The following is a 26,615-nucleotide window of genomic DNA, read 5'->3' on the forward strand; positions in this document are numbered from 1 at the left end:
CGTGATTGATCAAACCGCCTTTATTCATCCCAGCGCCATTGTTGAAGACGGTGCCATTATTGGCGCTCGTGTGCACATTGGTCCGTTCTGCTATGTCGGTTCTCAAGTCGAGATCGGCGAAGGCACGGTATTAAAATCCCATGTTGTGGTTAATGGGATCACCAAAATCGGCCGTGATAATGAGATCTACCAATTTTCCTCCATTGGTGAGGTAAATCAGGATCTGAAATACGCCGGTGAACCGACCCGCGTAGAGATCGGCGATCGTAACCGTATCCGTGAAAGCGTCACGATTCATCGCGGTACGGAACAAGGTGGTGGATTGACTAAAGTCGGCAGCGATAATTTGCTGATGATCAACACGCATATTGCCCATGACTGTGTTATTGGTAACCGCTGTATTTTGGCAAACAATGCCACGCTGGGCGGGCATGTTGAAGTGGATGATTTTGCTATCATCGGCGGCATGACGGCGGTGCACCAGTTCTGCGTGATTGGTGCACACGTGATGGTGGGCGGTTGTTCTGGCGTGGCGCAAGATGTGCCGCCATACGTCATTGCTCAGGGCAACCACGCGACGCCGTTCGGCCTTAATATTGAAGGACTGGAACGCCGTGGGTTCGAAAAAGAGACCCAGCAGGCGATTCGTAACGCCTACAAACTGCTGTATCGCAGTGGTAAAACCTTGGAAGAGGTTAAACCGGAAATCGAAGCACTGGCGAAAGATCACCAAGCCGTTCAAGCGTTTATCGATTTCTTTACCCGTTCCACTCGTGGCATTATCCGGTAATTCATGTCAACGCGTCCCCTTGTTATTGGTATTGTCGCCGGAGAAAACTCCGGCGACATTCTTGGTGCGGGCCTGATTCGAGCGCTGAAAAGTCAGATGCCCGACGCCCGCTTTGTCGGCGTTGCCGGCCCGCGCATGCAGGAAGCTGGTTGCGAAACCTGGTATGAGATGGAAGAGCTGGCGGTGATGGGCATTGTTGAAGTGCTGGGACGTTTGCCGCGCTTGCTGTCGATCCGTCGCGACCTCACGCAGCGTTTTACCGAACTCGTGCCGGACGTTTTTGTTGGCATTGATGCGCCAGATTTTAATATTACGCTCGAAGGTCGCCTCAAGGCGCGCGGTATTCGCACTATCCATTACGTCAGCCCCTCCGTATGGGCCTGGCGCCAGAAACGCGTTTTCAAAATCGGGCGCGCTACCGATCTGGTATTGGCGTTTCTTCCGTTTGAAAAAGCGTTTTACGATCGTTTTAACGTCCCTTGCCGCTTTATCGGCCATACCATGGCCGACGCCATGCCGTTACTGCCGGACAAGCTGGCGGCGCGCGCGCATTTGGGCATAGCGCCTGAGCGCCATTGCCTGGCGTTGCTGCCGGGCAGTCGCGGGGCTGAAGTCGAGATGCTGAGCGCGGATTTTCTGCGCAGTGCTCAGTTGTTACGCCAGCGTTACCCCGATTTGGTGGTATTGGTTCCGCTGGTTAACGCCAAACGGCGTGAACAGTTTGAACGCATCAAGCAAGAAATCGCTCCTGAACTGGATGTTCATTTGCTGGACGGTCAGGCGCGTGAAGCGATGATTGCCAGCGATGCGGCACTGTTGGCTTCTGGTACTGCCGCACTGGAGTGTATGCTGGCAAAATGCCCGATGGTTGTAGGCTACCGCATGAAACCGTTTACGTTCTGGCTGGCAAAGCGGCTGGTGAAAACCCCTTGGGTATCGCTGCCCAATTTGTTGGCTGGGCGCGAGCTGGTAAAAGAGTTGCTGCAAGATGAGTGTACGCCAGACAAGCTGTCGGCAGCGCTAAACCCGTGGTTGGAAGGCGGGGATGACGTGAAACAACTGCAAGAGACCTTTTTGGCGCTGCATCAACAAATCCGGTGTGATGCGGATGCGCAGGCAGCACAGGCAGTGCTGGAATTGGCTCGAGGTGAAGTAAACCATGTATGACGTTTTTGTCTATCCGGATGCTGAGCGCATTGCTGGTGTAGATGAAGTTGGGCGTGGCCCGTTGGTGGGGGCGGTCGTTACCGCCGCTGTGATTCTCGATCCGCAACGTCCGATTGTCGGGCTGGCAGATTCAAAGCAGCTCAGTGAAAAACGCCGTTTGGCGCTTTATGATGAGATCAAGGATAAAGCGCTGTCATGGAGTTTAGGACGCGCCGAGCCAGAAGAGATTGACCAACTGAATATCCTGCATGCGACGATGCTAGCAATGCAGCGTGCAGTGGCGGGGCTGCACCTGACGCCCGATTACGTGCTGATTGACGGCAACCGCTGCCCACCGTTGTCGATGCCTGCGTTGGCCGTGGTGAAGGGCGATAGTCGCGTTGCTGAGATCAGTGCCGCATCCATTCTCGCCAAAGTGACGCGAGATCGGGAAATGGTCGAACTGGATGCCCGCTTTCCTGAGTACGGCTTTGCGCAGCACAAAGGCTATCCGACTGCTTATCACCTTGAGAAACTGGCTCTGTTTGGCGCTACTGAGTTTCACCGGCGCAGTTTCGCCCCCGTAAAACGCGTACTGGGGCTGGCATAGAGCCTGTCAACCGCGCGCAATCTGGCGTTAACATCGGTGCCTCGCTTGTAACGTGGGGCTGTTTTCGACAACTTCTAGGATCTGGATATGGCCGAACCACGTTTTGTCCATCTGCGTGTGCACAGTGACTATTCCATGATCGATGGGTTGGCAAAAGTCGGGCCACTGGTAAAAAAGGCGGCCGCGCTGGGCATGCCAGCTCTGGCAATCACGGATTTCACCAACCTGTGTGGTTTGGTGAAATTTTATGGTGGCACACACGGTGTGGGCATTAAACCCATTGTTGGCGCAGATGTTCTGGTTGCCAGCGATCTGTTGGGCGATGAACTCGCGCAGCTGACGATCCTCGCCATGGACAACGAGGGTTACCAAAACCTCACCCTGCTGATCTCCCATGCTTACCAGCGCGGTTACGGTGCCGAAGGGCCAACTATCGATCGTGACTGGCTGGTTGAATACGGTAAAGGGTTACTGCTGATTTCTGGCGCACGGCATGGCGACGTGGGCAAATTTATCCTGCGCGGTAATCAGGCGTTGGTGGAGCAAAGCCTGGCTTTTTACCAGGAACACTTTCCGGGCCGCTATTATCTGGAGCTGATTCGTACCGGTCGCCCGGATGAAGAGAGCTATCTTCATCCGACGATTGAACTCGCCATTAAACATCATCTGCCGTTGGTGGCCACCAACGACGTGCGATTTATCAGCGCTGAGGATTTCGATGCCCATGAGATTCGCGTTGCTATTCACGATGGTTATACGCTGGATGACGCAAAGCGCCCGCGCAACTACAGCGCCCAGCAGTATATGCGCAGCGAAGACGAGATGTGCGAGTTGTTTGCTGACATCCCGGAAGCGCTGGTTAACAGCGTAGAGATTGCCAAACGCTGTAACGTCACCATCCTACTGGGGGAGTATTTCCTGCCCCAGTTCCCGACCGGTGATATGACCACCGAGGACTTTCTGGTAAAACGTGCCCGGGAAGGGCTGGAAGAGCGTCTTGCCTTCTTGTTCCCTGACGAAGAGGTGCGTAAGCAGCGCCGCCCCGAATATGACGAGCGTCTGGAAATTGAACTGAACGTTATCAACCAGATGGGATTCCCCGGCTACTTCTTAATCGTGATGGAGTTTATCCAGTGGTCAAAAGACAACGATGTGCCGGTGGGGCCGGGGCGTGGCTCCGGTGCAGGCTCGCTGGTGGCCTATTCACTGAAAATCACCGACCTCGATCCGCTTGAATTCGACCTGCTGTTCGAACGTTTCCTTAACCCGGAACGTGTGTCGATGCCTGACTTTGACGTCGACTTCTGTATGGAAAAGCGCGACCGGGTTATCGATCACGTTGCTGATATGTATGGGCGCGACGCAGTATCACAGATCATTACCTTTGGTACCATGGCGGCCAAGGCGGTGATTCGCGACGTGGGGCGTGTGCTCGGCCACCCTTACGGTTTTGTCGATAGAATCTCCAAGCTGGTGCCGCCCGATCCGGGCATGACGCTGGAAAAGGCCTTTGCCGCCGAACCGCAGCTTCAGGAAATTTACGACGCTGACGAAGAAGTCAAAGCGCTCATCGATATGGCGCGCAAGCTGGAAGGGGTGACGCGCAACGCGGGTAAACATGCGGGTGGGGTGGTAATATCGCCAACCAAAATTACGGATTTCGCGCCGCTGTATTGCGATTCCGAAGGCAATCACCCGGTTACCCAGTTTGATAAGAACGATGTTGAATATGCCGGGCTGGTGAAGTTTGACTTCCTGGGTTTGCGTACGCTCACTATCATCGACTGGGCGTTGGAGATGATTAACGCCCGCCGTGCCAAGCAGGGGCTCGAGCCGATTGATATCGCGGCCATCCCGCTCGACGATAAAAAAAGTTTCGATATGCTGCAACGCTCGGAAACCACTGCGGTATTCCAGCTTGAATCGCGCGGCATGAAAGACCTGATCAAACGTTTGAAGCCTGACTGTTTTGAAGACATGATCGCGCTGGTAGCGCTGTTCCGTCCGGGGCCCCTGCAGTCAGGGATGGTGGATAACTTTATCGACCGTAAACACGGACGTGAAGAAATCTCCTATCCTGATATTCAGTGGCAGCATGAATCGCTGAAGCCGGTGCTGGAGCCGACCTATGGTATCATCCTGTATCAGGAACAGGTGATGCAGATAGCCCAGGGGCTTTCTGGTTATACGTTGGGCGGCGCGGATATGCTGCGCCGCGCTATGGGTAAGAAAAAACCCGAAGAGATGGCCAAGCAGCGCTCCGCGTTTGAGGAAGGGGCGAAGAAGATGGGCGTCGACGGCGAATTGTCGATGAAGATCTTCGACCTGGTGGAAAAATTCGCCGGGTATGGGTTTAACAAATCACACTCAGCCGCTTACGCACTGGTGTCGTATCAAACGCTGTGGCTTAAGGCTCACTATCCTGCTGAATTCATGGCGGCGGTGATGACAGCGGATATGGACAACACCGACAAGGTGGTCGGGCTGGTGGATGAGTGCTGGCGCATGGGGCTAAAAATCCTGCCGCCGGACATTAATAGCGGGCTGTATCATTTCCACGTTAATGATGACGGCGAAATCGTATATGGCATCGGGGCGATCAAGGGCGTCGGTGAAGGGCCGATAGAGGCGATCATTGACGCGCGAAATCAGGGTGGGTATTTCCGCGAGCTGTTTGATCTGTGTGCCCGCACTGATATCAAGAAACTGAATCGCCGTGTGCTGGAAAAACTGATCATGTCCGGTGCGTTCGACCGGCTGGGGCCGCATCGTGCCGCGTTGATGAATTCGCTCAACGATGCGTTAAAGGCTGCCGATCAGCATGCCAAGGCCGAGGCCATCGGTCAGGCAGATATGTTTGGTGTGCTGGCGGAAGCGCCGGAACAAGTAGAACAGTCCTACAGCACGGTTGCTCCCTGGCCGGAGCAGGTGGTGTTGGACGGTGAGCGGGAGACGTTAGGGCTTTATCTGACAGGTCACCCGATCACCCAGTATCTCAAGGAAATGGAACGCTATGCTGCTGGCTTGCGTTTAAAGGACATGCACCCGACGGATCGGGGCAAAGTAACAACGGCCGTCGGCCTGGTGCTGGCTGCTCGCGTAATGGTCACCAAGCGAGGCAATCGCATTGGCGTGTGCACGCTGGATGATCGTTCCGGTCGTTTGGAAGTGATGTTGTTTACGGAAGCGTTGGATAAGTATCAGCATCTGCTTGAGAAAGATCGGATTTTGATTGCCAGTGGACAGGTCAGCTTTGATGACTTTAGCGGGGGCCTTAAAATGATGGCCCGCGAGGTCATGGATATCAGTGAAGCGCGTGAAAAATATGCGCGCGGGCTTGCTATCTCGCTGACTGACAGGCAAATTGATGACCAGCTATTAAACCGTCTCCGTCAATCGTTGGAACCGCATCGATCGGGGACGATCCCGGTACACCTTTACTACCAGCGGGAGGATGCCTGCGCCCGGTTACGTTTTGGCGCGGCATGGCGTGTGACGCCAACCGATGTGCTGCTAAATGATTTGCGCACGCTGCTGGGGAACACCCAGGTGGAACTGGAATTTGACTAAAATAGGAACACTATGAGTCTGAATTTTCTTGATTTTGAGCAGCCGATTGCAGAGTTGGAAGCGAAAATTGACTCGCTGACCTCAGTCAGCCGTCAAGATGAAAAATTGGATATTAATCTGGACGAAGAGATCCAACGACTGCGGGAAAAAAGCGTTGAACTGACGCGGAAAATTTTTGCCGATCTGGGTGCCTGGCAGATTGCGCAATTGGCTCGTCATCCGCAACGCCCCTACACGTTGGACTATGTCAGCCATATTTTCACCGACTTTGATGAGTTGGCGGGCGATCGCGCCTATGCTGATGATAAAGCGATTGTTGGCGGCATCGCACGTTTGGATGGGCGTCCTGTGATGGTGATTGGCCACCAGAAAGGGCGCGAAACCAAAGAGAAGATTCGTCGTAACTTTGGTATGCCTGCGCCAGAAGGGTATCGTAAAGCGCTGCGCCTGATGGAAATGGCAGAACGTTTTAATCTGCCGATCATCACCTTTATCGACACCCCGGGTGCATACCCTGGCGTTGGCGCTGAAGAACGTGGTCAGTCAGAAGCCATTGCGCGCAATTTGCGTGAGATGTCCGGCCTGAGCGTGCCGATTATCTGTACGGTGATCGGTGAGGGCGGTTCCGGTGGTGCATTGGCGATCGGCGTGGGCGACAAGGTCAACATGCTGCAATACAGCACCTATTCGGTAATTTCACCGGAAGGCTGTGCCTCTATCCTGTGGAAGAGCGCCGATAAAGCGCCGCTGGCGGCGGAAGCGATGGGGATCATTGCCCCGCGTCTCAAAGAGCTGAATCTTATTGATTCCATTATTCCTGAACCGCTGGGTTCTGCGCACCGTGATGTAGAAACCATGGCGGCATCGCTGAAAGCGCAACTGCTGTCAGATTTGCGCGAGCTGGATGAACTGGATAAAGAAGCGTTGCTGGATCGCCGTTATCACCGTTTAATGAACTACGGCTACTGCTGATCCCATTAGTATTACGCTGAATAAAGCCCGCTTTCCGCAAGGAAGCGGACTTTTTGCTATTATGCGGCTATTCTCATCACCGTTTTGTCAAAGCAAGGAGCACACATGCTGGCTTTAAACGCCATCCACCATATTGCCATTATTGCCTCTGACTACGGGCGCAGTAAGGCATTTTATTGTGATATTCTCGGGTTTGCGCTGTTAGCAGAAACTTATCGGGCGGAGCGCGATTCATGGAAGGGGGACTTGACATTAAACGGGCACTACGATATCGAGCTGTTCTCGTTTCCCTCTCCTCCGTCGCGACCCACTCAGCCAGAAGCGTGTGGCTTGTGCCATCTTGCCTTTGCTGTCGCAAATATCGATGAGGCGTGCGATTCGCTGCAACGTGCGGGCGTCGCATGTGAGCCCATTCGTATGGATGAATTTACCCAGCGCCGTTTCACCTTCTTACGCGATCCGGATGGATTACCGTTGGAGCTTTATGAGCAGTGAGCAGACATTCTTGGCAATGCTACTGGAAAATGTAGCGGCGCAACTCTCTGGTTTTCAGCGCGTGCTGGTCGCTTATAGCGGTGGGCTGGACTCCAGCGTGCTGTTGCATATGCTGTATCAATTGATGCAGCAGCGCCCTGAGCTTGCTGTGCGAGCTGTCTATGTCCATCACGGGCTAAGTGCACAGGCGGATCGCTGGGCACAACACTGTGTCCATACCTGCCAGCAATGGGGAATTCCCTGCTCGGTGCTGCCGGTCAGGGTGGATGCTCGTGAGCGCGGCGTTGAGGCGGCAGCACGCGATGTGCGCTACCAGGCGCTGCGCACGCATCTGTTGCCTGAAGAGGTTCTGCTTACTGCACAGCATCTTGACGATCAGAGTGAAACGTTCTTGTTGGCGCTCAAGCGTGGCAGCGGGCCCGCCGGGCTTTCAGCCATGGGGGCGACGGGGCAGTTGGGACAGAATTTATTAAAGCGCCCATTGTTGGGCGTATCGCGTGCGCAACTTGAAGATTATGCACATCATTACCGATTAACGTGGGTTGAGGACGAGAGCAATCGTGACGATCGTTACGATCGCAACTTTCTCCGTTTGCAGGTCCTGCCGTTACTAAAACAGCGCTGGCCGTCATTTCCTGATGCAGTAGCGCGCAGTGCGCGGCTATGCGCAGAACAGGAACAACTGCTGGATGAACTGCTGGCGGCCTCTCTTCATTCTGCGTGTAACGCTGAAGGCGCGTTGGCGGTTGATGCCTTGCTCCCCCTGAGCGAACTGCACCGTTTTGCTCTGTTGCGGCGTTGGCTGAGAGAGCGTGAGGTGACGATGCCCTCGCGTGAACAACTGCTTAGGTTGTGGCAGGATGTGGCGCTCAGCTGTCAGGATGCAGAACCTCTGCTCCATTTGGGCGCAGTGCAGATTCGGCGCTTTCGTCAACGGTTGTATTGTGTTGTCACGCGCGCCAGCGTCGTCAGTCTTGTTTTACCCTGGCAACCCGAGCTGGGCGCACTGAAACTTCCTCAGCAGTTAGGCACGCTAATGTTGGCCGACCAGGGAACGCGCATTCGCCGCCCACGTCCTGATGAACAGGTGAGTGTACGTTTCGGCTTAAAAGGGAAACTGCATATTGTTGGGCGAAGCGGAGGCCGTTGTGCGAAAAAACTGTGGCAGGAATGTGGTGTTCCTCCCTGGAAACGTGAACAAGTTCCCCTGCTGTACTATAACGAGCAACCGATCGCGGCGATTGGCGTCTTTGTGATGCGGGATGGCGACGTTCAGGATGATGCCACTGCGTGGCAGGTGGCGTGGAGCATGGCCTAGCGCTGATAGCGAGAATATATCAGCGCTAAATGGGTGACCCTACGAAGCGATGCAAAACGGCATCAATGAATTTTAATTCGTTGGATTATAAGTTAATTTTTGGGACGGGATGTGATGCTGAAGTTTCAGGCTATCCACTTCTTTTTGTAGTTGCTGCACTGTTTCTTGTAACTTCAGAATTTCGTCTGTAATCATTTTTTGGGTATCAAAGGGAAACGCGTTGTGGTCGCTCAGTGCCTGTGATTCTGTTTTTCTTGCGGCTAAACTTACCATACCGATGAGTTTAATATCATTCAAATAATCGTGTAGTTTAGAAAAAGTATCAGTGAATTCAATTGCTTCCATTTTTATCGATTTCTGTGTGCATTTATTTATGGCATCGCGAATATTCAGTGATCCATCGGTGCAGGAAATCAATAACCCCAATCCGCGCAGCGCACCCAGCAATAGTGGTGCTGAAATAACCAGAACAGGAATGGCGATGGGAAGAACAAATGCGGTAGCGGCCAGCGCTATACCGACAACTGAAAGCGCGATTCCGACGATAAGCCGCCTGGAGAAAAAGCATTTTTGAGTGGCTTCACCATGAATGATTCGATCGCTCTTCTTGATGTCTGACAATGTACTGGAGAACAAATCCGTAGTTGCTTCTATCTCTTTTATTTTTTCTTTCAACTCAGGGGTAATGTGATTTAACGACGATTTGTCATAGTGCAGTGCCAGGATGTCCCCGACAAAACACAGATCAATTTCGCGCAACGTTTTCTGGCACTCCAAAATTTTTTGATACGTGGCTGGGTCACTCTCAAAATGTCGGGAGTAATCCGTTTTGATCAGCGCATCCTGTAGGGCAGGAAATCCCTCCCATTTTTGTTTGATGAATTCACTGCTGATGTTACCGATGTGCTCTAGTTTTTCTGTCCACACCTTTTTACCGGGATTTATCTGGGATGATATCTGCGTGGAGGCTGAAGCCTGGCATTCGTTTAACAACTGGTAGTTGAATAGATTATCGTGACTTATTCCCGCGGTACACATAGAACCCCCTCGTACTGATTACCTGACTTGTTCCGTATATAGATTTATCTGAGGGCAGTCTTTTGTCACTCGGGTATTTACTGGGGGGTGTTTGATTTTTCGCTATTTGGAGAAGTTAAGGCATTTTACGTTGAATGCAAAACGGACAACCTGCGTTGTCCGTTGACTGAACGTTGTATCGCGTGCTGGCTATGTTATCGATCAGGACTCACTGACCACCACTTTGCCGATACCCGGGTTACTGAAGCTCACGATATGATCCAGACGCAGCTCTCGCAGCACGCCATTTTCTTCCACCACCAGATACTCCACTTGCTTGCGCGAGACAATATCGTTGGCCTTACCTGTGAGGGTTTCGCCGTTGCGTAACTCCAGAGTCAACGTTAAGTGCTGCTGGCACGTTGCCTCAAGGCTATCGTAATCATCACAGTTGATGGGTTGATATTCGTTACTCATTGATATAATCGCTCACCAATAAGTTAGCTGCGGCAAAGGCCGCTTGTTCCCTGACGGTGGACGGCAAGTCTCCATTGGCTGCGATTCCATCCAGGGTTTGCAAAACACAACCTAATGCATCGGGTATGTAGCCCAGATTGCCGCTGGCGATCTCCGCGTATAAACGACGAACCAATTCAGAACGTTGCTGCACAATATCCTCCCTTGGGAGCTCAACACCGCAGGCTTTTGTGCTCGTTGTCGCCGCGTTGGCCTCATTTTCTTGCTGAATAAGGGGAGATAATCCCATGAAAATAAGTATTCGTTATCAAAAGGACTATAGCATAGGCATCAGCAGGATATCAGCATTCCGATGTTAAGCAATGCTTCAGTTAGCGCACACTTTTCATCTTTATATCCGCCATACTTAAGATTGAGACTGGTCTGTTTTCCGAATTATTGTCGGTATGCTGTGCGCCTCGCCGATTCTCAAGGTACACTTGTCGCAGACGGAGAAGGGATATTGGATGGCATTAAAAGCTACGATTTATAAAGCCGCGGTGAATATTGCGGATTTGGACCGCTTTTTTTTCTACGATGCCTGTTTGACCTTGGCGCAGCATCCCTCAGAAACCGAACAGCGCATGATGCTGCGGCTGCTGGCATGGATCTGCCATGTGGATGAAAATTTACGTTTCACCAAAGGGTTATGTGCCGATGATGAACCGGAGATCTGGTTATGTGATGACACTCTGGCGCTGCAACTGTGGATTGAATTGGGGCTGCCGGATGAGCGCCGGATCAAAAAAGCCTGTAACCAGTCTCCTCACGTTGTCCTGATATGTCTACGGTAAGCGTGCAGCCCATGTCTGGTGGCAATCGATGGCGCAAAAGTTGCGGCCTTATCGCAATCTTACCGTCCGCTTTTTAGACGATCGCCAATTGCAGGCTTTGGCCGCATTAGTACAGCGCACCATGATCTTACAAGCGACCATTCAGGATGGTTCAGTATGGCTGTCTGATGATAAGAATAATCTGGAAATTACTTTTGCCGAGTGGCAACCAGCCCAATAATCGTCATGATCCTGGGTGACAGGAGAGGATGGGGGAGGAAAATCGCTTGAAAAAAATGGCGCTTGGCTTACTACTGGTTTTTGTGACGGCTGCGTTGATTGGTTGCCATACGCCAAAACCGGTGCGTGAGGAAGCATTGCAGCCCATGGTACAGAGTTATCGTGGCGTACTGCCTTGTGCAGATTGCGCGGGTATTGATACCTCATTATCCTGGCAGAAAACGGCACGTTTATACTGCAACATCACTATCAAACCGATCGCCCTGGCAATCGCGTGTTTGCGACCTATGGGAAATGGGCGCGCACGGCGGATAAGATAGTAACCAAAGCGCCATTACCGACGACCCCAATGGCGATGCGCGGTTTGTACCGCTATATGGCAGATGCTGCGGTATTCGCAGATTGTTTTACCGGTGTTACCTACCCGGTGGTAAACAATATCGTGATGGAAAAGCGTTATTTGCAGGTGCGCAGTGCACCGGGAGAAGCCGTGCTGCTTACCTTCAGTGCCCATTTTGCCGTTGTGCCTTCGATGGAAGAGGGGATGACGGTAAAAAGTCTGGTACCCAGCAGTGCGCCGTTTCAGATGAAAGCGCAAGCCCACTGTAACGAGTAACAACGCCAACGTTACGAGATTAAAAAGCGGCCTCCAGAGAAAGGCCGCTCATCAAGTGTTATACCATTGCTTTCAGTTTATAGAGCCATTCTAACGCCCGACGCGGTGTGAGTGTATCAGGGTCGAGTGCTTCTAATGCTTCAACAGCCGGAGACGGTTCTTCGCTGGTTAACAGCGCCAATTGTGCGCCATCAACGTGACTGGCAGAAGCATGATTGGAAAGTGACTCCAGCTCTTTGAGTTTTTGTCGCGCACGTTTAATCACCTCTTTAGGTACGCCCGCCAGCGCAGCAACGGCAAGACCGTAACTCTTGCTGGCTGCCCCTTCTTGAACGCTGTGCATAAACGCAATCGTGTCACCGTGCTCCAACGCATCCAGATACACGTTAGCTACGCCTTCCATTTTTTCCGGTAAAGTGGTTAATTCAAAATAATGGGTTGCGAACAGCGTCATGGCTTTAATACGTTGCGCCAGGTTTTCCGCGCAGGCCCAGGCCAGTGACAATCCATCATAGGTAGAGGTGCCGCGTCCAATCTCATCCATCAATATCAGACTGTTGGCGGTGGCATTGTGCAGAATGTTGGCTGTCTCTGTCATCTCCACCATAAACGTGGAACGCCCAGAGGCAAGATTGTCTGCAGCACCAATACGTGTGAATATGCGATCAACCGGGCCAATGATGGCCTTATCGGCAGGCACAAAACTGCCGATGTATGCCATCAGTACGATCAGCGCCGCCTGCCGCATGTAGGTGCTCTTACCGCCCATGTTAGGGCCGGTGACGATCAGCATACGACGCTGCGGTGAGAGCGACAGCGGGTTGGCAATAAACGGCTCGCTCAACACTTGTTCCACTACCGGATGGCGACCCCCTTCAATTTTTAAACCCGGTTGCTCGCTGAGCGTTGGGCAAACGTAGTTCAAAGTCTCGGCGCGTTCAGCCAGATTAGTGAGGACATCGAGCTCCGCCAATGCTGCGGCACTTTGTTGCAGAGCTTCCAGGTGCGGCAGCAACTTATCAAAGAGTTCGTCGTACAGCGCTTTTTCCAGCGCCAGCGCTTTACCTTTGGAGGTGAGCACCTTGTCTTCGTACTCTTTTAACTCAGGAATAATGTAGCGTTCTGCATTCTTCAATGTTTGGCGGCGCACATAGTGGATGGGGACCAGATGGCTCTGCCCACGGCTCACCTGAATATAGTAACCGTGCACCCCGTTAAACCCGACTTTTAGGGTATCCAGCCCTAATTTTTCCCGTTCGCGCACTTCCAGGCGATCGAGGTAGTCGCTGGCGCCGTCTGCCAGTGCGCGCCATTCATCCAGCTCGGCGTTATACCCGCTGGCGATGACACCCCCATCGCGCACCAGCACCGGTGGGGCTTCTACCACTGCGCGCTCCAGCAGTTCACGCAGCTCATCAAATTGATGAATATGCTGAGAAAGCTGTTGTACATAGTTTTCGCTGCTTTCTGCCAACAGCGCATGAATGGCCGGGTATTGATGAAACGCATGGCGCATCCGAGCCAGATCGCGCGGTCGGGCGGTACGTAACGCCAGGCGCGCCAGTATGCGCTCCAAATCACCAATTTGACGTAGCAGGGGCTGGAGTTCAGCGGCCAGCGGCTGCAATGCACCGATGGTGTGCTGGCGTTGAATTAGCGCTTGTGTATCGCGGGTTGGCATGTGCAGCCAGCGTTTCAGCATGCGGCTGCCCATGGGGGTCACGGTGCAATCCAGAATGGCGGCAAGTGTATTTTCGACGCCACTTGCCAGATTTTGCGTGAGTTCCAGATTATGACGGGTGGCGGCATCCATAATGATGCCGTCTTGCTGGCGTTCCATGGTGATGCTGCGGATATGTGGCAGTGAGGTCCGCTGTGTATCTTTCGCGTACTGCAACAGGCAACCAGCGGCACGCAGGGCCAGCTTAGCCTGTTCAACGCCGAAGCCTATCAGATCGCGTGTACCAAATTGCATATTTAGCTGCTGACGCGCCGTTTCCAACTCAAATTCCCACAGTGGACGGCGACGTAATCCATGGCGGTGTTCAATTAAATGAGACGCACCAAAGGATTCCGGATAGAGCAACTCAGCAGGATTGGTACGTTGCAGTTCTGCCGCCATGGTTTCTTCATCAACTGGCTCCATGACGCGGAAACGCCCGGAGCTGATATCCAATGTCGCGTAGCCAAAACCGCGGCCATCTTGCCAGATGGCCGCTAACAGGTTGTCCTGTTTTTCCTGTAACAGCGCTTCATCGCTGATGGTACCAGGGGTAACAATACGCACCACTTTGCGTTCAACCGGCCCTTTGCTGGTGGTGGGATCGCCAATTTGTTCGCAAATGGCAACAGACTCACCTTGCTGCACCAGCTTCGCCAGGTAGTTTTCAACCGCATGATGCGGAACACCAGCCATAGGGATGGGCTCCCCCGCAGAAGCGCCGCGTTTGGTTAGTGAAATATCCAACAGCTGTGACGCACGCTTGGCGTCATCGTAAAATAACTCATAAAAATCGCCCATACGATAAAACAGCAGGATGTCAGGATGCTGCGCCTTTAGCCTGAAATACTGTTGCATCATGGGCGTATGGTCGGTGAAATCCTTGTCGATAGGTTCATTCATCTCTGTTTTACTCATTTTTAACTATTGGGGATTCAATGGACGAGCCACTCATGCTGCAAGCATCTGATTAAACCGAAAGACCCTGCCAGCAACATTTCTAATCCAAGATAGCGCATATCTTACCACTTCCCCTCGCAAGGATTCACCCACAGAGGTTTGTTATCTAGAACGTTACCAAAGCGCTAGCGGGAAATGTATCGGATTCTGGCGCTAACATCTGCGTGCGCGAAGCGGTTCGTAAGTTTATGTGAACAAGCTGCAAGCCGTGGGCACGTGTACACAGTACCGCGATAAGAATGCGACGGGTACCTGCGATTATAAATACGCATGGTTTGTTTCGAGTATGGCAGGTAAAAACTGTTGGATTTGCTACTGCTAAAGTATTGTCAATTTAGGCCGTTATTGAATGTGTGATAACAGATTTTTATCTCCTCGTGTATTAAGAAACGCTCATAATTAAAAAATGTTGTTTTTTTGCAGTGTCTATTTTGGTGCAGTCTTGTCAATTAATATGGAAAATTCTTAATGAATGGTGGAGTTTTCTTATTTTAATTTCCGGGTGAAGATTTTATTTTTCTTATGACGTTGATTTGTAACTTTTTATATATAATCTATTATTATGTGTATAATTTGTTCTTAGGAAAATTAATCTTTTGTTTTTTGGGGTAAAAGTAAAAAGGTATTGCTATATTTTTCTGTTTGCATAAAATACGAACTAATTGTTATGGTCTGGTAACTTTATAGAGAGGTAACGGGTACGACAATTCGGAAAAGCGATCGATGAATGGAAAAACTACAAAAATATTTAATGGTTTGAATTGTGTCAGTTGTCAGTTTCGGTGTGAATTACTACCTTTTCCTTCTTTAAGAACAATTAATTGCATCAAAGAGCAGTTCTGTGTATGGCCTGAAAGTAACTATTATCTAAGCATCGGGTTAATCGATGTTGTTGCTAATAGCAAATATAACTACATGGGTGGCGGGTTTGTTTCTGTCGACTTCTCATTGGCGAATATAAGAATTTTCACCAATGCCCGTTGGCTGGATTACCTCGCGCATTCTGGGTTGCGTTTGGTCCTTGTTTCTGACAAGTTAATGGAGCCTTTGGCTGCCTATTGGAAAAAGCAGGATGATAGGATTTTTTCAGTCTTATACACCAGTGATGGTTATGCGAGTATCTTGAAGTCAATAGATAAAATCTATTTGAGAAAGATGAATGCAACAAAAGCTCGTGGGAAGATGACAGAAAAGGAAGTCTCTGTTTTATTTCTGGTGCTTAATGGGTTTTCGTTGAAAGAGATCGCAGGAAAATTACAAATAGACAGTAAAAGGCTATATAACATCAAGTACTCCATTGAAAGAAAATTGGGTATTAGATTGTTTTATGCTTTTCAATTTTAAAATTTAATTTTTTCTGGTTGATGTTTTATTTCATAGTCATAATTCATGTTTATGAAAGAAACATTACGGAGAAAATTTTTTGCACGCTTAAAAAACACCATTTCAATCATTGGGCAGTATGCTTCCCAATGATGATGTTGCGTGTGATTTTAGCTTAACTGCCATGAAGTTGACTTAAAGTTGAGTTTTAAATATAGCATTGTCATAGAATATGAAGATCTGGCATGGTTTTTTTGCTATACGAAATTGACAATGTGTTTTCAGGGCTGTCTTTTTTAAGATGAGTCTTTTTAGAGATGGGTCTTTTTAGGAACGTTGTAATGAGGTTTAGCTTATTGAGAAATTAATTTTTTAATCGATAACTACTGCATTTTATAAAATGCAGTAGACGTTTGTTTTCTTTATATCAAAAATAAGCAGTAATAATCTTAAGGATTTAAGAATGAAAAAAATATTATGATGTTCGCCTTGGCAGCTGCGGTTATTAATATGAGTGCGGCACAGGCCGCTGATGTGACAGCCCAAGCGATGGCGACCTGGTCAGCAACGGCTAAAAAAGACACCACCAGCAAGCTGGTTGTCACGCCGCTCGGCAGTCTCGCATTTCAATATGCAGAGGGCGTAAACGGCTAAAGGGCTGTTTGATGTTGCGGTAGAAGGCGACACCAGCGCGACGTCCTTTAAACTTGCGTCTCGCCTGGTCAACAATACCCTGACTCAATTGGATTCGTCGGGTTCCACGCTGAATGTAGGGGTCGATTATAACGGCACAGCCATTGAAAAAATGACTGATACTGTGCTGATCGATACCGCTAACGGTGTTTTCGGTGGAAATCTGAGTGCGCTGTCCAACGGCTATAACCAGACCGGCCGCACTACGGCACAAGATGCATTCACCTTTGCCATTATTAGAGGTACGAGCGATGGCACCACGCCTGTTGCTGATTACAGCATGCTGCCGGAAGGGATTTGGAGCGGCGATGTTAGCGTTCAGTTCGATGCAACCTGGACCAGCTAAGTTTTCTCAGTGAGAAAAAGGGCGGGGTAACCCGCCTTTATTCAATGTGAAAGACGGAAGAATCATGAAGCCTGTTATTTTCATTATTAGTTTATTCTTGGTGAATATTGCACCCGCTTTGGTATTAGACGTGGGAGATATTACCTCCTTTATTCACAGCAATAGTACAACGCTCAGCAAAGAAATTAAAAATACGACGAATGATGGTCACCTGGTTAATGTCAAAGTGGAAAGACTATCTTCCCCGCTTGAAGACGGCACGATTATTCCAATGGAAAGGAAAGATGAGCTGTTGCTCACCCCTGCGAGCTTACTGCTGCCGGCGCAAAATAGTGGCGTTGTCCGCTTTTTCTATCAGGGCTCCAATGATGATAAAGAACGTTATTACCGGATTATCTGGTTTGATCAGGCACTGAGCGATGCGCAGAGTGGGTCGTCAAACAAGAGTGCTGTCGCGACTGCCTCGGCCCGAATTGGCACGATCCTGGTTGTTGCCCCAAGGAAAGTGACCTTTGACTACCACTACGCGAATGGAAAAATAACTAATACCGGGAATGCAACGTTACGAGTAATTTTGCCTACGGCCCATGTCTGAAATCTACCGATGGCAAGGAGTGTAAGGAAAACTATTATCTTATGCCGGGAAAATCACGTGCTTTTTCTCGAGTCAATACTGAGGATAAAAAAGGCTGCGTCGCTATGTGGCAGGCTGAAAAATTCGTTTCCGTTAAATAATAAATGCGCCAGACAGAATTAATACTATGTACAAATTGCAAATAAATTTCGAAACCAAAAAAATTGTAATATCTATGATGGTGTTATTTTCTGTTGCGTTTGACGTACAGGCGGCGCAGAAAACCGTTCAATAGATTGGTGGTGCAATGATCCCCCAGGCTTTCCGTAATGCACTGCAAGACGGAATGAGCATACCGTTATTTATTCATCTGGATGGCAGTGCAGAAATGCAGAACGATCAACGTATCGGTAATGCGGTTATCTGGTTGGACGGTGATAATGTGAAAGTCAAATTAGTACATCTCGAGGAAAAAGATGACAATGCCACTGTGAATGAAAAAACACGTAACGCATTAGCGTCTTTAACCGATGCGCCTTTTAATGAGAACCTGGAAATAAAAATTGCTAATGATGCGTGGCTGAAATTCAATTTGAAACAATTGATTTTGCAATTGGTGGTTCGACAAGAAGCACTCGGGACGCTATTGCGCCCGCGTAGCGAAGATATTGGCAACGCCAGCGTCGATACGGTCAGCAGCACCCTGAATTACAACCTGGGTGTGTACAACAACCAGATGCGTAACGGTGGCGATAATACGTCGAGTTATCTTTCACTGAATAATGTCACGGCATTACGTGAGCATCACATGGTGCTCGATGGTGCATTTTATGGAATGGGCACCAGCAATCGAGACAGTACGATGTATAAAGCGATGTATGAGCGTGATTTTGGCGGATATCGCTTTGCTGCCGGGATGCTTGATACCTGGAATCTCCAGTCGCTCGGGCCGATGACTGCTCTCTCTTCTGGCAAGATTTACGGTGCGTCCTGGGGAAATGCGGCAAGTTCGACCGTGTTTGACAATTCGCAATCGGCTACGCCGATCATCGTCTTCATGTCTGCTGCGAGCGAGGTGCATATTTCCCGCGAAGGCCGTCTGCTAAGTGTTCAGAACTTTGGCATGGGCAGTCATGAAGTGGATACGCGTGGGCTGCCATACGGTATTTATGATGTGGATGTCGCCGTTGTCATCAATGGCCGGATGGTCAGTCGGCGTGTCGAGCGCGTGAATAAGTTGTTTACGCGTGGTCGAGCGACTGGCGCACCATTGGGCTGGCAAATGTGGGGCGGCAGTATGCATATGGAGCGCTGGTACGAGAGCGGTAAAAAAACCAAGTCAGCAAAAGATACCTACCTGCTCGGGGGGGGATCATTGTCGGGATCCGCAGGCCTGACCAATTGGTCTGCAACCGGGTATGGCTACGACAGCGCTCTGATTGGTGAAGGTCGAGTTTCTGTACCGATTACTGAATCAATCAGCGCCAACGTACAGCAAATGGTGGCCAATGACAGTTCAGTGAGCAGCATTGGCAACGTTACTGCTGCGCTGCCCGGTGGATTCAGTTCCTTATGGATCAATATGGAAAAAGCCTCCATTGGTGATGATTTGCGCCGTAACGATGCCGATAACCGCGCGATTGGCGGTACGCTCAATATGAATGTGCTGTGGTCAAAACTGGGCGTACTGAATGTTAGCTATAATAACGACAGGCATAATAACAGTAATTATTACAATCTGGATTACAGCCAGATGTTATACAGCGGCACCAGGGGGAACGTTGGGGCTGCGTATGGGGATCCAGCGTTATCAGAATGGCTACAGCAACGGTTATAGCAACAATGGAAGCAGTAATGGATACAGTGGTAGTAACAGCAATACCGGCAGGTATATCGCGCTGGATTTTTCCATGCCACTGGGAAATTGGTTTAGCGCCGGTACGATGCATCAGAACGGTTATACCATGGCAAACCTGTCTGCTCGTAAGCAATTTAATGATGGTGCGATCCGCACCGTGGGTGCCAATATTTCCAGAGCGATCTCGGGAGACACGGGAGATGATAAATCGCTGAGTGGGGGAGCCTACACGCAGTTTGATACCAAATACTCTGCGGGAACACTGAATGTTAACAGTAGCGCTGATGGCTATGTGAATACCAACCTGACAGCGAAAGGGAATGTCGGCTGGCAGGGAAGTCAACTGGCTGCAAGCGGACGCACCGATGGAAACGCAGGCATTATCTTCAAAACAGATGTGGCTAATGATGGCAAGTTGAGTGCGAAAGTGAATGGGCGAACCTTCCAATTAGATGGGAAACGCAACTATTTGCCACTTTCGCCTTATAGCCGTTATGAAATAGAAATTCAGAACAGTAAGGACGCGATTGATAGCTACGACATTGTAACGGGTCGCAAGCGGCAACTGACGCTTTATCCTGGCAACGTAGCGGTAATTGAACCTGAAGTGAAACAGCGAGTTACTGTATTCGGTCGCATTCGCGCAGAGGATGGCACATTGTTAGCCAATGCGCGCATTAATAACCATATTGGCCGTACGAGCACGGATGAGAACGGCGAATTTGTTATTGATGTTGATAAAAAATATCCCGTTATCGACTACAGCTATGGCAATAACCAGCGCTGTGAAGCGGAACTGGATCTGAGCAACGCCAGGGGTGCCGTATGGGTTGGCGATGTGATTTGTACCGGGCTGAGTAGCTATGCCAGCAATTGTCATCTGGAGAACACCATGAAGGGTAATGGATTGGTCTTACTCAGTGCTTTCAGCGCGCTGATATTTGCGGTATCAGCGAACGCAGCCGTGACAAAAACCAACTGGCCTGATGCGCCCGCGATGCAATATGTTTTTGTTGAAAACAACGCGGATGATAACTTTTTTGTGACCCCTGCTAGAGGATTGGATCCGCGTATGACGGGCGTAAACCGCTGGACCGGGTTGAAATCTACCGGGGCGGGCGGTTATGTTCAACAAAGCCTTGGCTATATCGATAATGGTTGTAATACGGGGTTATACGCTAACTGGAAATTTGATATGTGGCTGGATAACCCACCGGTATCAAACCCGCTGCAGGGGTTGCGTTGTATCAGTTGGTATAATGGCTGTAACTTGAATACCAGCCTGATTTTACCGCAAACAACCGACACGAAAGGTTTTTACGGTGTAACGGTGCCGAGCGGTGATCAAAAATGGATGCATGGCATGATGTCGGATTCATTTTATCACTATTTGCAGCAAGTGCCGGTGGGGGGCAGTTTCACCACGACGATAAATTCCTGCATGACGTCTATATCTTATGATGCAAACACGGGAGCGCGTTGTAAAGATCAGGCTTCAGGTTATTGGTACACGCGCAATGTGACACATACCAAAGGCGCACATCTGAAACTGATTAATACCAATGCGCTGGCAGAAGTGTTTATTAATAGTGATGGTCGGCCGACGCTTGGTGAGGGAAATTCTCATTGCCGCATTCAAACCATCGGTGCTTTAACTGGGGTTAGCTGTAAAATGGTTAACTATACTCTGGCCAGCAATGGGGTAAGTAATGAGTCAATCCATGTTTTTCCGTCGATAAACCATGCTGCACTTTCTGCTGGTATTACGTTATACGATATGCAGTTCAGCCTTGATGGGAATACCTGGCGGCCAGTGAGTGGGATCAGTTATTACTTTACCTTTAATCAAATGAAATCTTCAGATTCTATTTATGTCTTCTTCTCCAGTAATCTGTTCAAGAAGATGGTTTTTTTGGGTGTTAGTGATACTAACGGTAGCGATTTGTTTAATTTCAGATTTTACAATACGACGTCCCCAGAATCTGGTTGGTATGAATTCTCAACGTCAAACAGGCTGATTATCAAGCCACGGGATTTCAGCATCAGTATTATTTCTGATGATTATGACTTCGCGCCGTCAAAAGAAGGCAAGGTAGCCAGTGATAGCCCGGCGCTGGAATTTGGCTATATTGTCACAACCAGTGGGAAAACCGCTGCTGATGAAGTGTTGATTAAAGTTAACGGGCCCACGCGAACGATTGCTGGTCGACCCTATTGTATTTTCTCTTCACCGGACGGTGTGACGCAGGTGCCTTTCCCTGCATCGCTGGCCTTTACCTCCAGGTCGGGGACTGTGACATCCTACGATGTGGGGTGTGACGGCAACTGGCGTAACATGACCGATGCGTTATGGCTCAGTACGCCTTGGAGCGATGGCTCCGGAGATGTTGGCCTGCTGAATAAATCAACGGTAAAGTTTTCTATCCCGATGAATAACCCGATCTCGCAGAGAACGGTGAATAATGAGGGGTGGTTTGGCGAGGTGAGTGCCTCTGGAGAAATTCATGTGCAAGCAACCTGGCGTAACGTTAATTAGATATCTTTGTTTGATTGTTGCCTTGACCGTTTTTTACGGCCCACATACGGCTCATGCGGTTTACATTGGCAATCTTACCTTTTCTTTGCCACAAGATGGCGCCTTTACGGCTAAGCGATTGCTGAATAACAACGATTCGGCTCGAATCTATACGGTTTCTGTCATTGGTATAGACCGGCCTGGAGAAAAAGAGATTCGCACGCGCCCTGCTGATGGGGAAGTGCTTTATTCGCCGAAAACGCTGACATTGCAAAAGGGAGAAGGCGATTATTTTAAATTCTTCTATAACGGACCTCTCGACGATAAAGAGCGGTATTATCGCATCTCGTTTCGGGAAATTCCTGCCAAAGCGATTAATGCCAAGAGAGATTCTGGATCATCCATTACGCTTGAGCCGATTGTGGTGATTGATGCCATCTTTGTTGTTCGACCAAAGAAAATACATTTTGAATGGGCATTTGACAAAGGCAACGGGGTATTAAAAAACGTGGGGAATACCTTTTTCAAGTTTATTGTCAAACCCAACTGTCAAGCGACGAAGGATGAAGGGCGTACTTTTTATTTGCGGCCAGGGGACGTACTACGCGATGCCTATTTAAAGAAAAATGGGAGCAAGTTTATCATTTATAACGATAAGTTTATTAATATCTCTGAAGATTGCCTTTGATATTGCATTGATGAATGAGAGGAATGCCGCGAAGCGCAGCATCCCTCTTTTTTACGTATTATTGACTCAGTCGGATATCCTCTGCTGACAGAACAATACGCGGTTCGATATCACTTTCCTTTTTTATCACCAGGGTGTCATCGCCACGTAAACAAGCGCCGCCATAACTGCCTCCGATGGTAAAGGTACAAACCTGAAGATACTTTCCATCCACCTTCGGCAGACACCAGAGCTGCTGATAGATGTTTTTTCGGTCAACAAACTGGCCATGGGTTTGACCCAGCAGTTCATCGTGCCGATTGATCAGGTTGATGTTATTGCCACAACGACCTGAAATGGGTTTTACCGCATAACCTGTTTGCGCCAGTTCATCATTCACCACGAAATCGGTATCCAATAAGTAGCGATGATGGGGAAACAGCGACCACAAGACAGGTAGAATCGCTTTGTTGCCGGGGATCATGGTCCACAGGGGTTCAAAGACTTGCACTTCTGGGCGCAACAGCACGTCAATAAGACGCACCTTGTTTTGCGGATGGCCAGTACGAATCGGGAGCGCGGCATATTCGGTATCGCTCACTTCATTCACGAAGCTGCTCAATCACGGTTTCCCATGCCCAGGTTTTCCACACACAGTTAACGGGGCGATGTTCGCTGTCAATCAGTTGTCCTGCGCTATCCCAGCCCAATTCATCCAGACCGTAGATGATTTTGCTGTCAAAGCCTGCTTGCGTTAGCGCACGTTGCATAAATTGTGCGTGATAGCTCTCTTCCACATCTCTATCCTGCATGATGTGAACGAAGGGAGCGGCATGGCTGTGCTGCCAGGCGCCGGACAATTCATCAAGCAGGTCTTCCGAGGGGTTGTACCCCGCCGTGATGTTACCCTGCTTCAGCCATTGCTCAAGAATCAACCCGCCCTCGGTGTGGCATGATGCGGAATCGGCGTTGTATTCATAGACCTTGAGGCCACGTTCATCCATACAAAAATCCAGTCGCCCGGTGATCATATGATGACGTCGGCGTTGCCAGGAGAGTCGCAGGCACGGCCACAGGATTCTGGGAATATCAAACAGCGCCAGCAGATCGTCATCTTTTAAAACCTTATCCGTCGTATGCAGATACATTAAATGCAGTTCGTTGGTCGCCTTGATCAGTTCCTGTTCGGCGCGTTCCGTCATGGTGAAATAGCGGTAGGGGTCGGCATTGATTCTGTGGTCGTTTGCCTGTACATAGGCGTTCTGCAGCAAAGGATCTGCCTCATTGAGCCATTTGCCGTCATACTGCCCTTTGTTTTCAATCCGAACGCTGCCGAGTGCTAATGCAACTGGTGGAACAGTCGGTTGCGGCAGACTGTGCTCCGTGTTACTGGTTTGGATCATCCAACCCAGGATGGTGGTATTGCTGAAGGTATCTTTGATGGTGTAGTGACCCTCGTTCAATTCCAGCGTTAATTCTCGCGTCCACTGCTGGCCGGGCGGTAACGGTGTATGGTGAACGTTCTGCTCAGCAATCCTGACCTTATTGCCCAGCAACTGGGTAATTACGGCTACGTGACCCGTGTGCCTGAACTCGTCCCCTTTCTGCCAGATCAGTAATGCACTGGCCACGGGAGGACGTGGGGAACCGTTGGCGAAAGCCTGAAGGGGCGGTTGTCGTTAACCACTTGGCGTAGAAAGCGTAATGAGAAGATTTCATAGGCCATCCCGACATCGGTAAAAACGGAGCCATAGTTGAGGAATAAAAAACGACGGGCAAACTCCACGCACTGCCATTTATGCCCCATATATTCATTACCGATGTAGCTACGGAAGCTGGCATCACGGTGATCGTGTTTGGGTGGCAATGTGCTGTAATTCGAAGAATAAATCGCTACGCCACCGGGCGCATATCCTAATAGCGTGCAAACGGGGCATCGCTACCTGTTGACGCTGTACTCATTAGTCAGACCTCAGATGTATGCCTCTCTGGCCGCTGCGGTTGAAATCCCTCTTTGTCATTCAGCCAAAGGTGCATCTCAGACAGATGTAGCTCCATGATAGCACTGATTATTCCTGCAAAGAGGAAATGCTGTTTACCAAGTGTGTAACCTGATGATGCCGTGATGGTAAAGAGAGGGGAAAGTCAGTACGTGAAAACATACTGAAATGATATGCATTTTCTTTTTATCTATTTCTTTTATTTGAGTTGAATTTTTGTTTAGGTACTTGTTTTTTATTTTTAGGAAGAGATGTATCGAAATTAGGAAGATAGTCCATGAGGTTGTATGTTGAAATTATCTTCCTGATGTGGCATTAACCTATTCGTCTCTTTTTTGGCGTATTCCGCATTGTCGTATTCTGGTTTTTTTAATTTTTTTTAAATTGTTTTTTGATGAATAAATAGGCTTTCACTTCAGATGGCCATGTTTCTATTTTTTTGGATTTTGTGATTCGTTTTTTATTTTTTTACGGTAAATAAAGCATGCACATTCATTCCCAGAGAAAAATATCACTCTGTCTGAAACTATTTGCTTGGGCAAATATAGCCATTCAGACATGCCTTCCGATTTTCAGCACTTTTTTACCTTACCGTTCATTCGCGATGCCTGCCCCCACGGTTGTATCCGCTGATGCCCATGAGCAGACGGTGGCGGAATGGGCTTCTCGGGCAGGAGGATGGTTAAATGGCCGCCATCGGACCGACTCTGCTGATATAGCCCGTGATATTGCGGCTGGACGGGCCAGCGAGGCCATTACGCAATGGCTAAGTCCTCATGCATCTGTCAGAGCTCAGTTAGGCGTAGATCGGGATTTTTCGTTGAAGAGATCTCAACTCGATGTGCTTTACCCCCTACAGGAACATAAAGACCGGCTGATTTTTATGCAGGGAAGCTTACATAATAATGATGATACTCCTCAGGCGAATTTCGGGCTTGGCGTGCGCTATGGCTTAAATGGCCATCTTTGGGGAGGGAATACCTTTTTGGATTATGACCTGTCACATTCCCATGCACGTATAGGTTTCGGCCTGGAATATTGGCGTGATTTTTTTAAATTTGGCCTCAATAGCTACTTGCGTATGAGCAGTTGGAAAACGTCACCAGATGTTGTTGATTATCAGGCTCGCCCCGCGAATGGCTGGGATATTCGCGCCGAAGGATACTTGCCTGTTTGGCCACAGCTGGGCGGTAAACTGGTCTATGAGCAATATTATGGTGATGAGGTGGCGCTGTTTGGCAAAGATGACCGTCAACGTAATCCTTATGCTTTCACGATAGGGACCAGCTATACACCGTTTCCGCTTTTGACGCTGAATGCTGAGCAGCGTCAGGGAAAATCAGGCGAGAATGAGATGCGATGGGGACTGGAATTTAATTATCGCTGGAATGAACCGTGGCATCAGCAGGTTGATCCTGGTCAGGTAGCTGCTCTGCGTAGCGTTTCTGGCAGTCGTTTTGATTTTGTCGATCGTAATAATCAGATTGTGTTGGAGTATTGCAAATCGCACCTTCTGCATCTGTTTACTCCGTCTTTACTTATGGGATATGGCGGTGAACAGAAGACATTACCCATCTCAGTCAATAGCAAATATGCCCTGGCGCGCATTGACTGGTCTGCCCCCGCATTACTGGCTCAGGGGGGGGATATTATCAAAGAGAGCAAAGATCGTTTTAGCATCCAACTTCCGCATTTTCGTCCGCACGGCGAAAATACCTATAACATGAATGCTGTCGCGGTGGATATACAGGGTAATATCTCTCGCAGTGCGATGACGCAGGTGACCGTATTACAAGCAGAAGCGAGCGCATTAAACAGCACCCTTGAACCAGAAAATATTTCGCTACCCGCCAATGGTAAAGCGCAACAGCGCTTAACGCTTAACGCTTAACGCTT

At 49.6% G+C, this 26,615-nt stretch carries 16 protein-coding genes and 6 pseudogenes; 17 read left to right on the forward strand and 5 right to left on the reverse strand.

Going from position 1 to position 26,615, the window contains the following annotated elements; translation table 11 throughout:
* The first annotated feature begins 1 nt into the window (after position 1).
* From lpxA to tilS, 7 genes are all read left to right on the forward strand, one after another.
* Positions 2-790: an acyl-ACP--UDP-N-acetylglucosamine O-acyltransferase gene (gene lpxA / locus ACMZI0_RS17635; protein ID WP_415673925.1), complete on the forward strand. Its 789-nt coding sequence runs from the start codon at positions 2-4 to the stop codon at positions 788-790.
* A 3-nt stretch (positions 791-793) separates the two neighbouring features.
* Positions 794-1,957, forward strand: coding sequence for a lipid-A-disaccharide synthase (gene lpxB / locus ACMZI0_RS17640; RefSeq protein ID WP_415673926.1), 1,164 nt, complete (start codon positions 794-796; stop codon positions 1,955-1,957).
* Complete coding sequence (gene rnhB / locus ACMZI0_RS17645; RefSeq protein WP_415673927.1) at positions 1,950-2,546, forward strand: ribonuclease HII; 597 nt, start codon at positions 1,950-1,952, stop codon at positions 2,544-2,546. The genes lpxB and rnhB overlap by 8 nt, the downstream gene beginning before the upstream one ends.
* Before the next feature lie 87 nt (positions 2,547-2,633).
* Entirely contained in the window at positions 2,634-6,116 is a 3,483-nt protein-coding gene (gene dnaE / locus ACMZI0_RS17650; RefSeq protein ID WP_415673928.1) for a DNA polymerase III subunit alpha, read from the forward strand.
* A gap of 12 nt (positions 6,117-6,128) precedes the next feature.
* Positions 6,129-7,088: an acetyl-CoA carboxylase carboxyl transferase subunit alpha gene (gene accA, locus ACMZI0_RS17655; protein WP_415673929.1), complete on the forward strand. Its 960-nt coding sequence runs from the start codon at positions 6,129-6,131 to the stop codon at positions 7,086-7,088.
* A 105-nt stretch (positions 7,089-7,193) separates the two neighbouring features.
* Positions 7,194-7,583 carry a VOC family protein gene (locus tag ACMZI0_RS17660; protein WP_415673930.1) on the forward strand — a complete coding sequence of 130 codons (390 nt, stop codon included), beginning with the start codon at positions 7,194-7,196 and terminating at the stop codon, positions 7,581-7,583.
* The gene (gene tilS / locus ACMZI0_RS17665) at positions 7,573-8,901 is read left to right on the forward strand and encodes a tRNA lysidine(34) synthetase TilS (RefSeq protein ID WP_415673931.1); all 1,329 of its coding nucleotides are present in this window, start codon (positions 7,573-7,575) and stop codon (positions 8,899-8,901) included. The genes ACMZI0_RS17660 and tilS overlap by 11 nt, the downstream gene beginning before the upstream one ends.
* Before the next feature lie 72 nt (positions 8,902-8,973).
* Here tilS and ACMZI0_RS17670 read toward each other — a convergent pair whose 3' ends face one another.
* The 3 genes from ACMZI0_RS17670 to ACMZI0_RS17680 all read right to left on the reverse strand — a co-directional run bounded on the left by ACMZI0_RS17670 (position 8,974) and on the right by ACMZI0_RS17680 (position 10,588).
* Positions 8,974-9,939 (reverse strand): hypothetical protein, encoded by a 966-nt coding sequence (locus ACMZI0_RS17670; RefSeq protein WP_415673932.1) that lies wholly within the window; start codon positions 9,937-9,939, stop codon positions 8,974-8,976.
* A 201-nt stretch (positions 9,940-10,140) separates the two neighbouring features.
* Positions 10,141-10,401 (reverse strand): Rho-binding antiterminator, encoded by a 261-nt coding sequence (rof, locus tag ACMZI0_RS17675; protein WP_415673987.1) that lies wholly within the window; start codon positions 10,399-10,401, stop codon positions 10,141-10,143.
* Complete coding sequence (locus ACMZI0_RS17680; RefSeq protein WP_415673988.1) at positions 10,388-10,588, reverse strand: YaeP family protein; 201 nt, start codon at positions 10,586-10,588, stop codon at positions 10,388-10,390. The genes rof and ACMZI0_RS17680 overlap by 14 nt, the downstream gene beginning before the upstream one ends.
* 313 nt (positions 10,589-10,901) lie before the next feature.
* Here ACMZI0_RS17680 and ACMZI0_RS17685 point away from each other — a divergent pair.
* Both ACMZI0_RS17685 and ACMZI0_RS17690 read left to right on the forward strand, forming a co-directional pair.
* Positions 10,902-11,448: pseudogene (locus ACMZI0_RS17685) on the forward strand (YaeQ family protein).
* A gap of 46 nt (positions 11,449-11,494) precedes the next feature.
* Positions 11,495-12,063: pseudogene (locus tag ACMZI0_RS17690) on the forward strand (copper resistance protein NlpE N-terminal domain-containing protein).
* Between the two features lie 58 nt (positions 12,064-12,121).
* Here the strand turns inward: ACMZI0_RS17690 and mutS are convergent.
* Positions 12,122-14,686: a DNA mismatch repair protein MutS gene (mutS, locus tag ACMZI0_RS17695; protein ID WP_415673933.1), complete on the reverse strand. Its 2,565-nt coding sequence runs from the start codon at positions 14,684-14,686 to the stop codon at positions 12,122-12,124.
* A gap of 780 nt (positions 14,687-15,466) precedes the next feature.
* Here mutS and ACMZI0_RS17700 point away from each other — a divergent pair.
* The 7 genes and pseudogenes from ACMZI0_RS17700 (at position 15,467) to ACMZI0_RS17730 (ending at position 22,740) form a co-directional block, all read left to right on the forward strand.
* Entirely contained in the window at positions 15,467-16,087 is a 621-nt protein-coding gene (locus ACMZI0_RS17700; protein WP_415673934.1) for a hypothetical protein, read from the forward strand.
* Between the two features lie 456 nt (positions 16,088-16,543).
* Positions 16,544-17,105, forward strand: a pseudogene (gene ecpA / locus ACMZI0_RS17705) (common pilus major fimbrillin subunit EcpA).
* Positions 17,106-17,169: 64 nt separating this feature from the next.
* Positions 17,170-17,840 (forward strand): annotated as a pseudogene (locus tag ACMZI0_RS17710) (hypothetical protein).
* A gap of 146 nt (positions 17,841-17,986) precedes the next feature.
* Complete coding sequence (locus ACMZI0_RS17715; protein WP_415673935.1) at positions 17,987-19,516, forward strand: TcfC E-set like domain-containing protein; 1,530 nt, start codon at positions 17,987-17,989, stop codon at positions 19,514-19,516.
* Between the two features lie 127 nt (positions 19,517-19,643).
* Positions 19,644-20,327, forward strand: a pseudogene (locus ACMZI0_RS17720) (CS1-pili formation C-terminal domain-containing protein); the annotation flags it as partial.
* A 102-nt stretch (positions 20,328-20,429) separates the two neighbouring features.
* Positions 20,430-22,073, forward strand: coding sequence for a fimbrial adhesin EcpD (ecpD, locus tag ACMZI0_RS17725; protein ID WP_415673989.1), 1,644 nt, complete (start codon positions 20,430-20,432; stop codon positions 22,071-22,073).
* Positions 22,042-22,740 carry a hypothetical protein gene (locus tag ACMZI0_RS17730; protein ID WP_415673936.1) on the forward strand — a complete coding sequence of 233 codons (699 nt, stop codon included), beginning with the start codon at positions 22,042-22,044 and terminating at the stop codon, positions 22,738-22,740. The genes ecpD and ACMZI0_RS17730 overlap by 32 nt, the downstream gene beginning before the upstream one ends.
* A gap of 58 nt (positions 22,741-22,798) precedes the next feature.
* On the opposite strand, the pseudogene gss reads toward ACMZI0_RS17730, so the two are convergent.
* Positions 22,799-24,681 (reverse strand): annotated as a pseudogene (gene gss, locus ACMZI0_RS17735) (bifunctional glutathionylspermidine amidase/synthase).
* A 642-nt stretch (positions 24,682-25,323) separates the two neighbouring features.
* On the opposite strand from gss, the gene ACMZI0_RS17740 reads away from it, so the two are divergent.
* Entirely contained in the window at positions 25,324-26,610 is a 1,287-nt protein-coding gene (locus ACMZI0_RS17740; RefSeq protein WP_415673937.1) for an inverse autotransporter beta domain-containing protein, read from the forward strand.
* Positions 26,611-26,615: the final 5 nt, after the last annotated feature.

The organism is Symbiopectobacterium sp., from assembly GCF_047692315.1.
Taxonomy (GTDB): Bacteria; Pseudomonadota; Gammaproteobacteria; order Enterobacterales; family Enterobacteriaceae; genus Symbiopectobacterium.

What these genes read in the sequence shown, in the direction of transcription:
- lpxB (WP_415673926.1), top strand. Translation starts at nt 794, where the DNA reads ATGTCAACGCGTCCCCTTGTTATTGGTATTGTCGCCGGAGAAAACTCC.
- rnhB (WP_415673927.1), top strand. Translation starts at nt 1,950, where the DNA reads ATGTATGACGTTTTTGTCTATCCGGATGCTGAGCGCATTGCTGGTGTA.
- dnaE (WP_415673928.1), top strand. Translation starts at nt 2,634, where the DNA reads ATGGCCGAACCACGTTTTGTCCATCTGCGTGTGCACAGTGACTATTCC.
- accA (WP_415673929.1), top strand. Translation starts at nt 6,129, where the DNA reads ATGAGTCTGAATTTTCTTGATTTTGAGCAGCCGATTGCAGAGTTGGAA.
- ACMZI0_RS17660 (WP_415673930.1), top strand. Translation starts at nt 7,194, where the DNA reads ATGCTGGCTTTAAACGCCATCCACCATATTGCCATTATTGCCTCTGAC.
- tilS (WP_415673931.1), top strand. Translation starts at nt 7,573, where the DNA reads ATGAGCAGTGAGCAGACATTCTTGGCAATGCTACTGGAAAATGTAGCG.
- ACMZI0_RS17670 (WP_415673932.1), bottom strand. Translation starts at nt 9,939, where the DNA reads ATGTGTACCGCGGGAATAAGTCACGATAATCTATTCAACTACCAGTTG.
- mutS (WP_415673933.1), bottom strand. Translation starts at nt 14,686, where the DNA reads ATGAATGAACCTATCGACAAGGATTTCACCGACCATACGCCCATGATG.
- ACMZI0_RS17700 (WP_415673934.1), top strand. Translation starts at nt 15,467, where the DNA reads ATGAATGGAAAAACTACAAAAATATTTAATGGTTTGAATTGTGTCAGT.
- ACMZI0_RS17715 (WP_415673935.1), top strand. Translation starts at nt 17,987, where the DNA reads ATGATCCCCCAGGCTTTCCGTAATGCACTGCAAGACGGAATGAGCATA.
- ecpD (WP_415673989.1), top strand. Translation starts at nt 20,430, where the DNA reads ATGAAGGGTAATGGATTGGTCTTACTCAGTGCTTTCAGCGCGCTGATA.
- ACMZI0_RS17730 (WP_415673936.1), top strand. Translation starts at nt 22,042, where the DNA reads ATGTGCAAGCAACCTGGCGTAACGTTAATTAGATATCTTTGTTTGATT.
- ACMZI0_RS17740 (WP_415673937.1), top strand. Translation starts at nt 25,324, where the DNA reads ATGCCTGCCCCCACGGTTGTATCCGCTGATGCCCATGAGCAGACGGTG.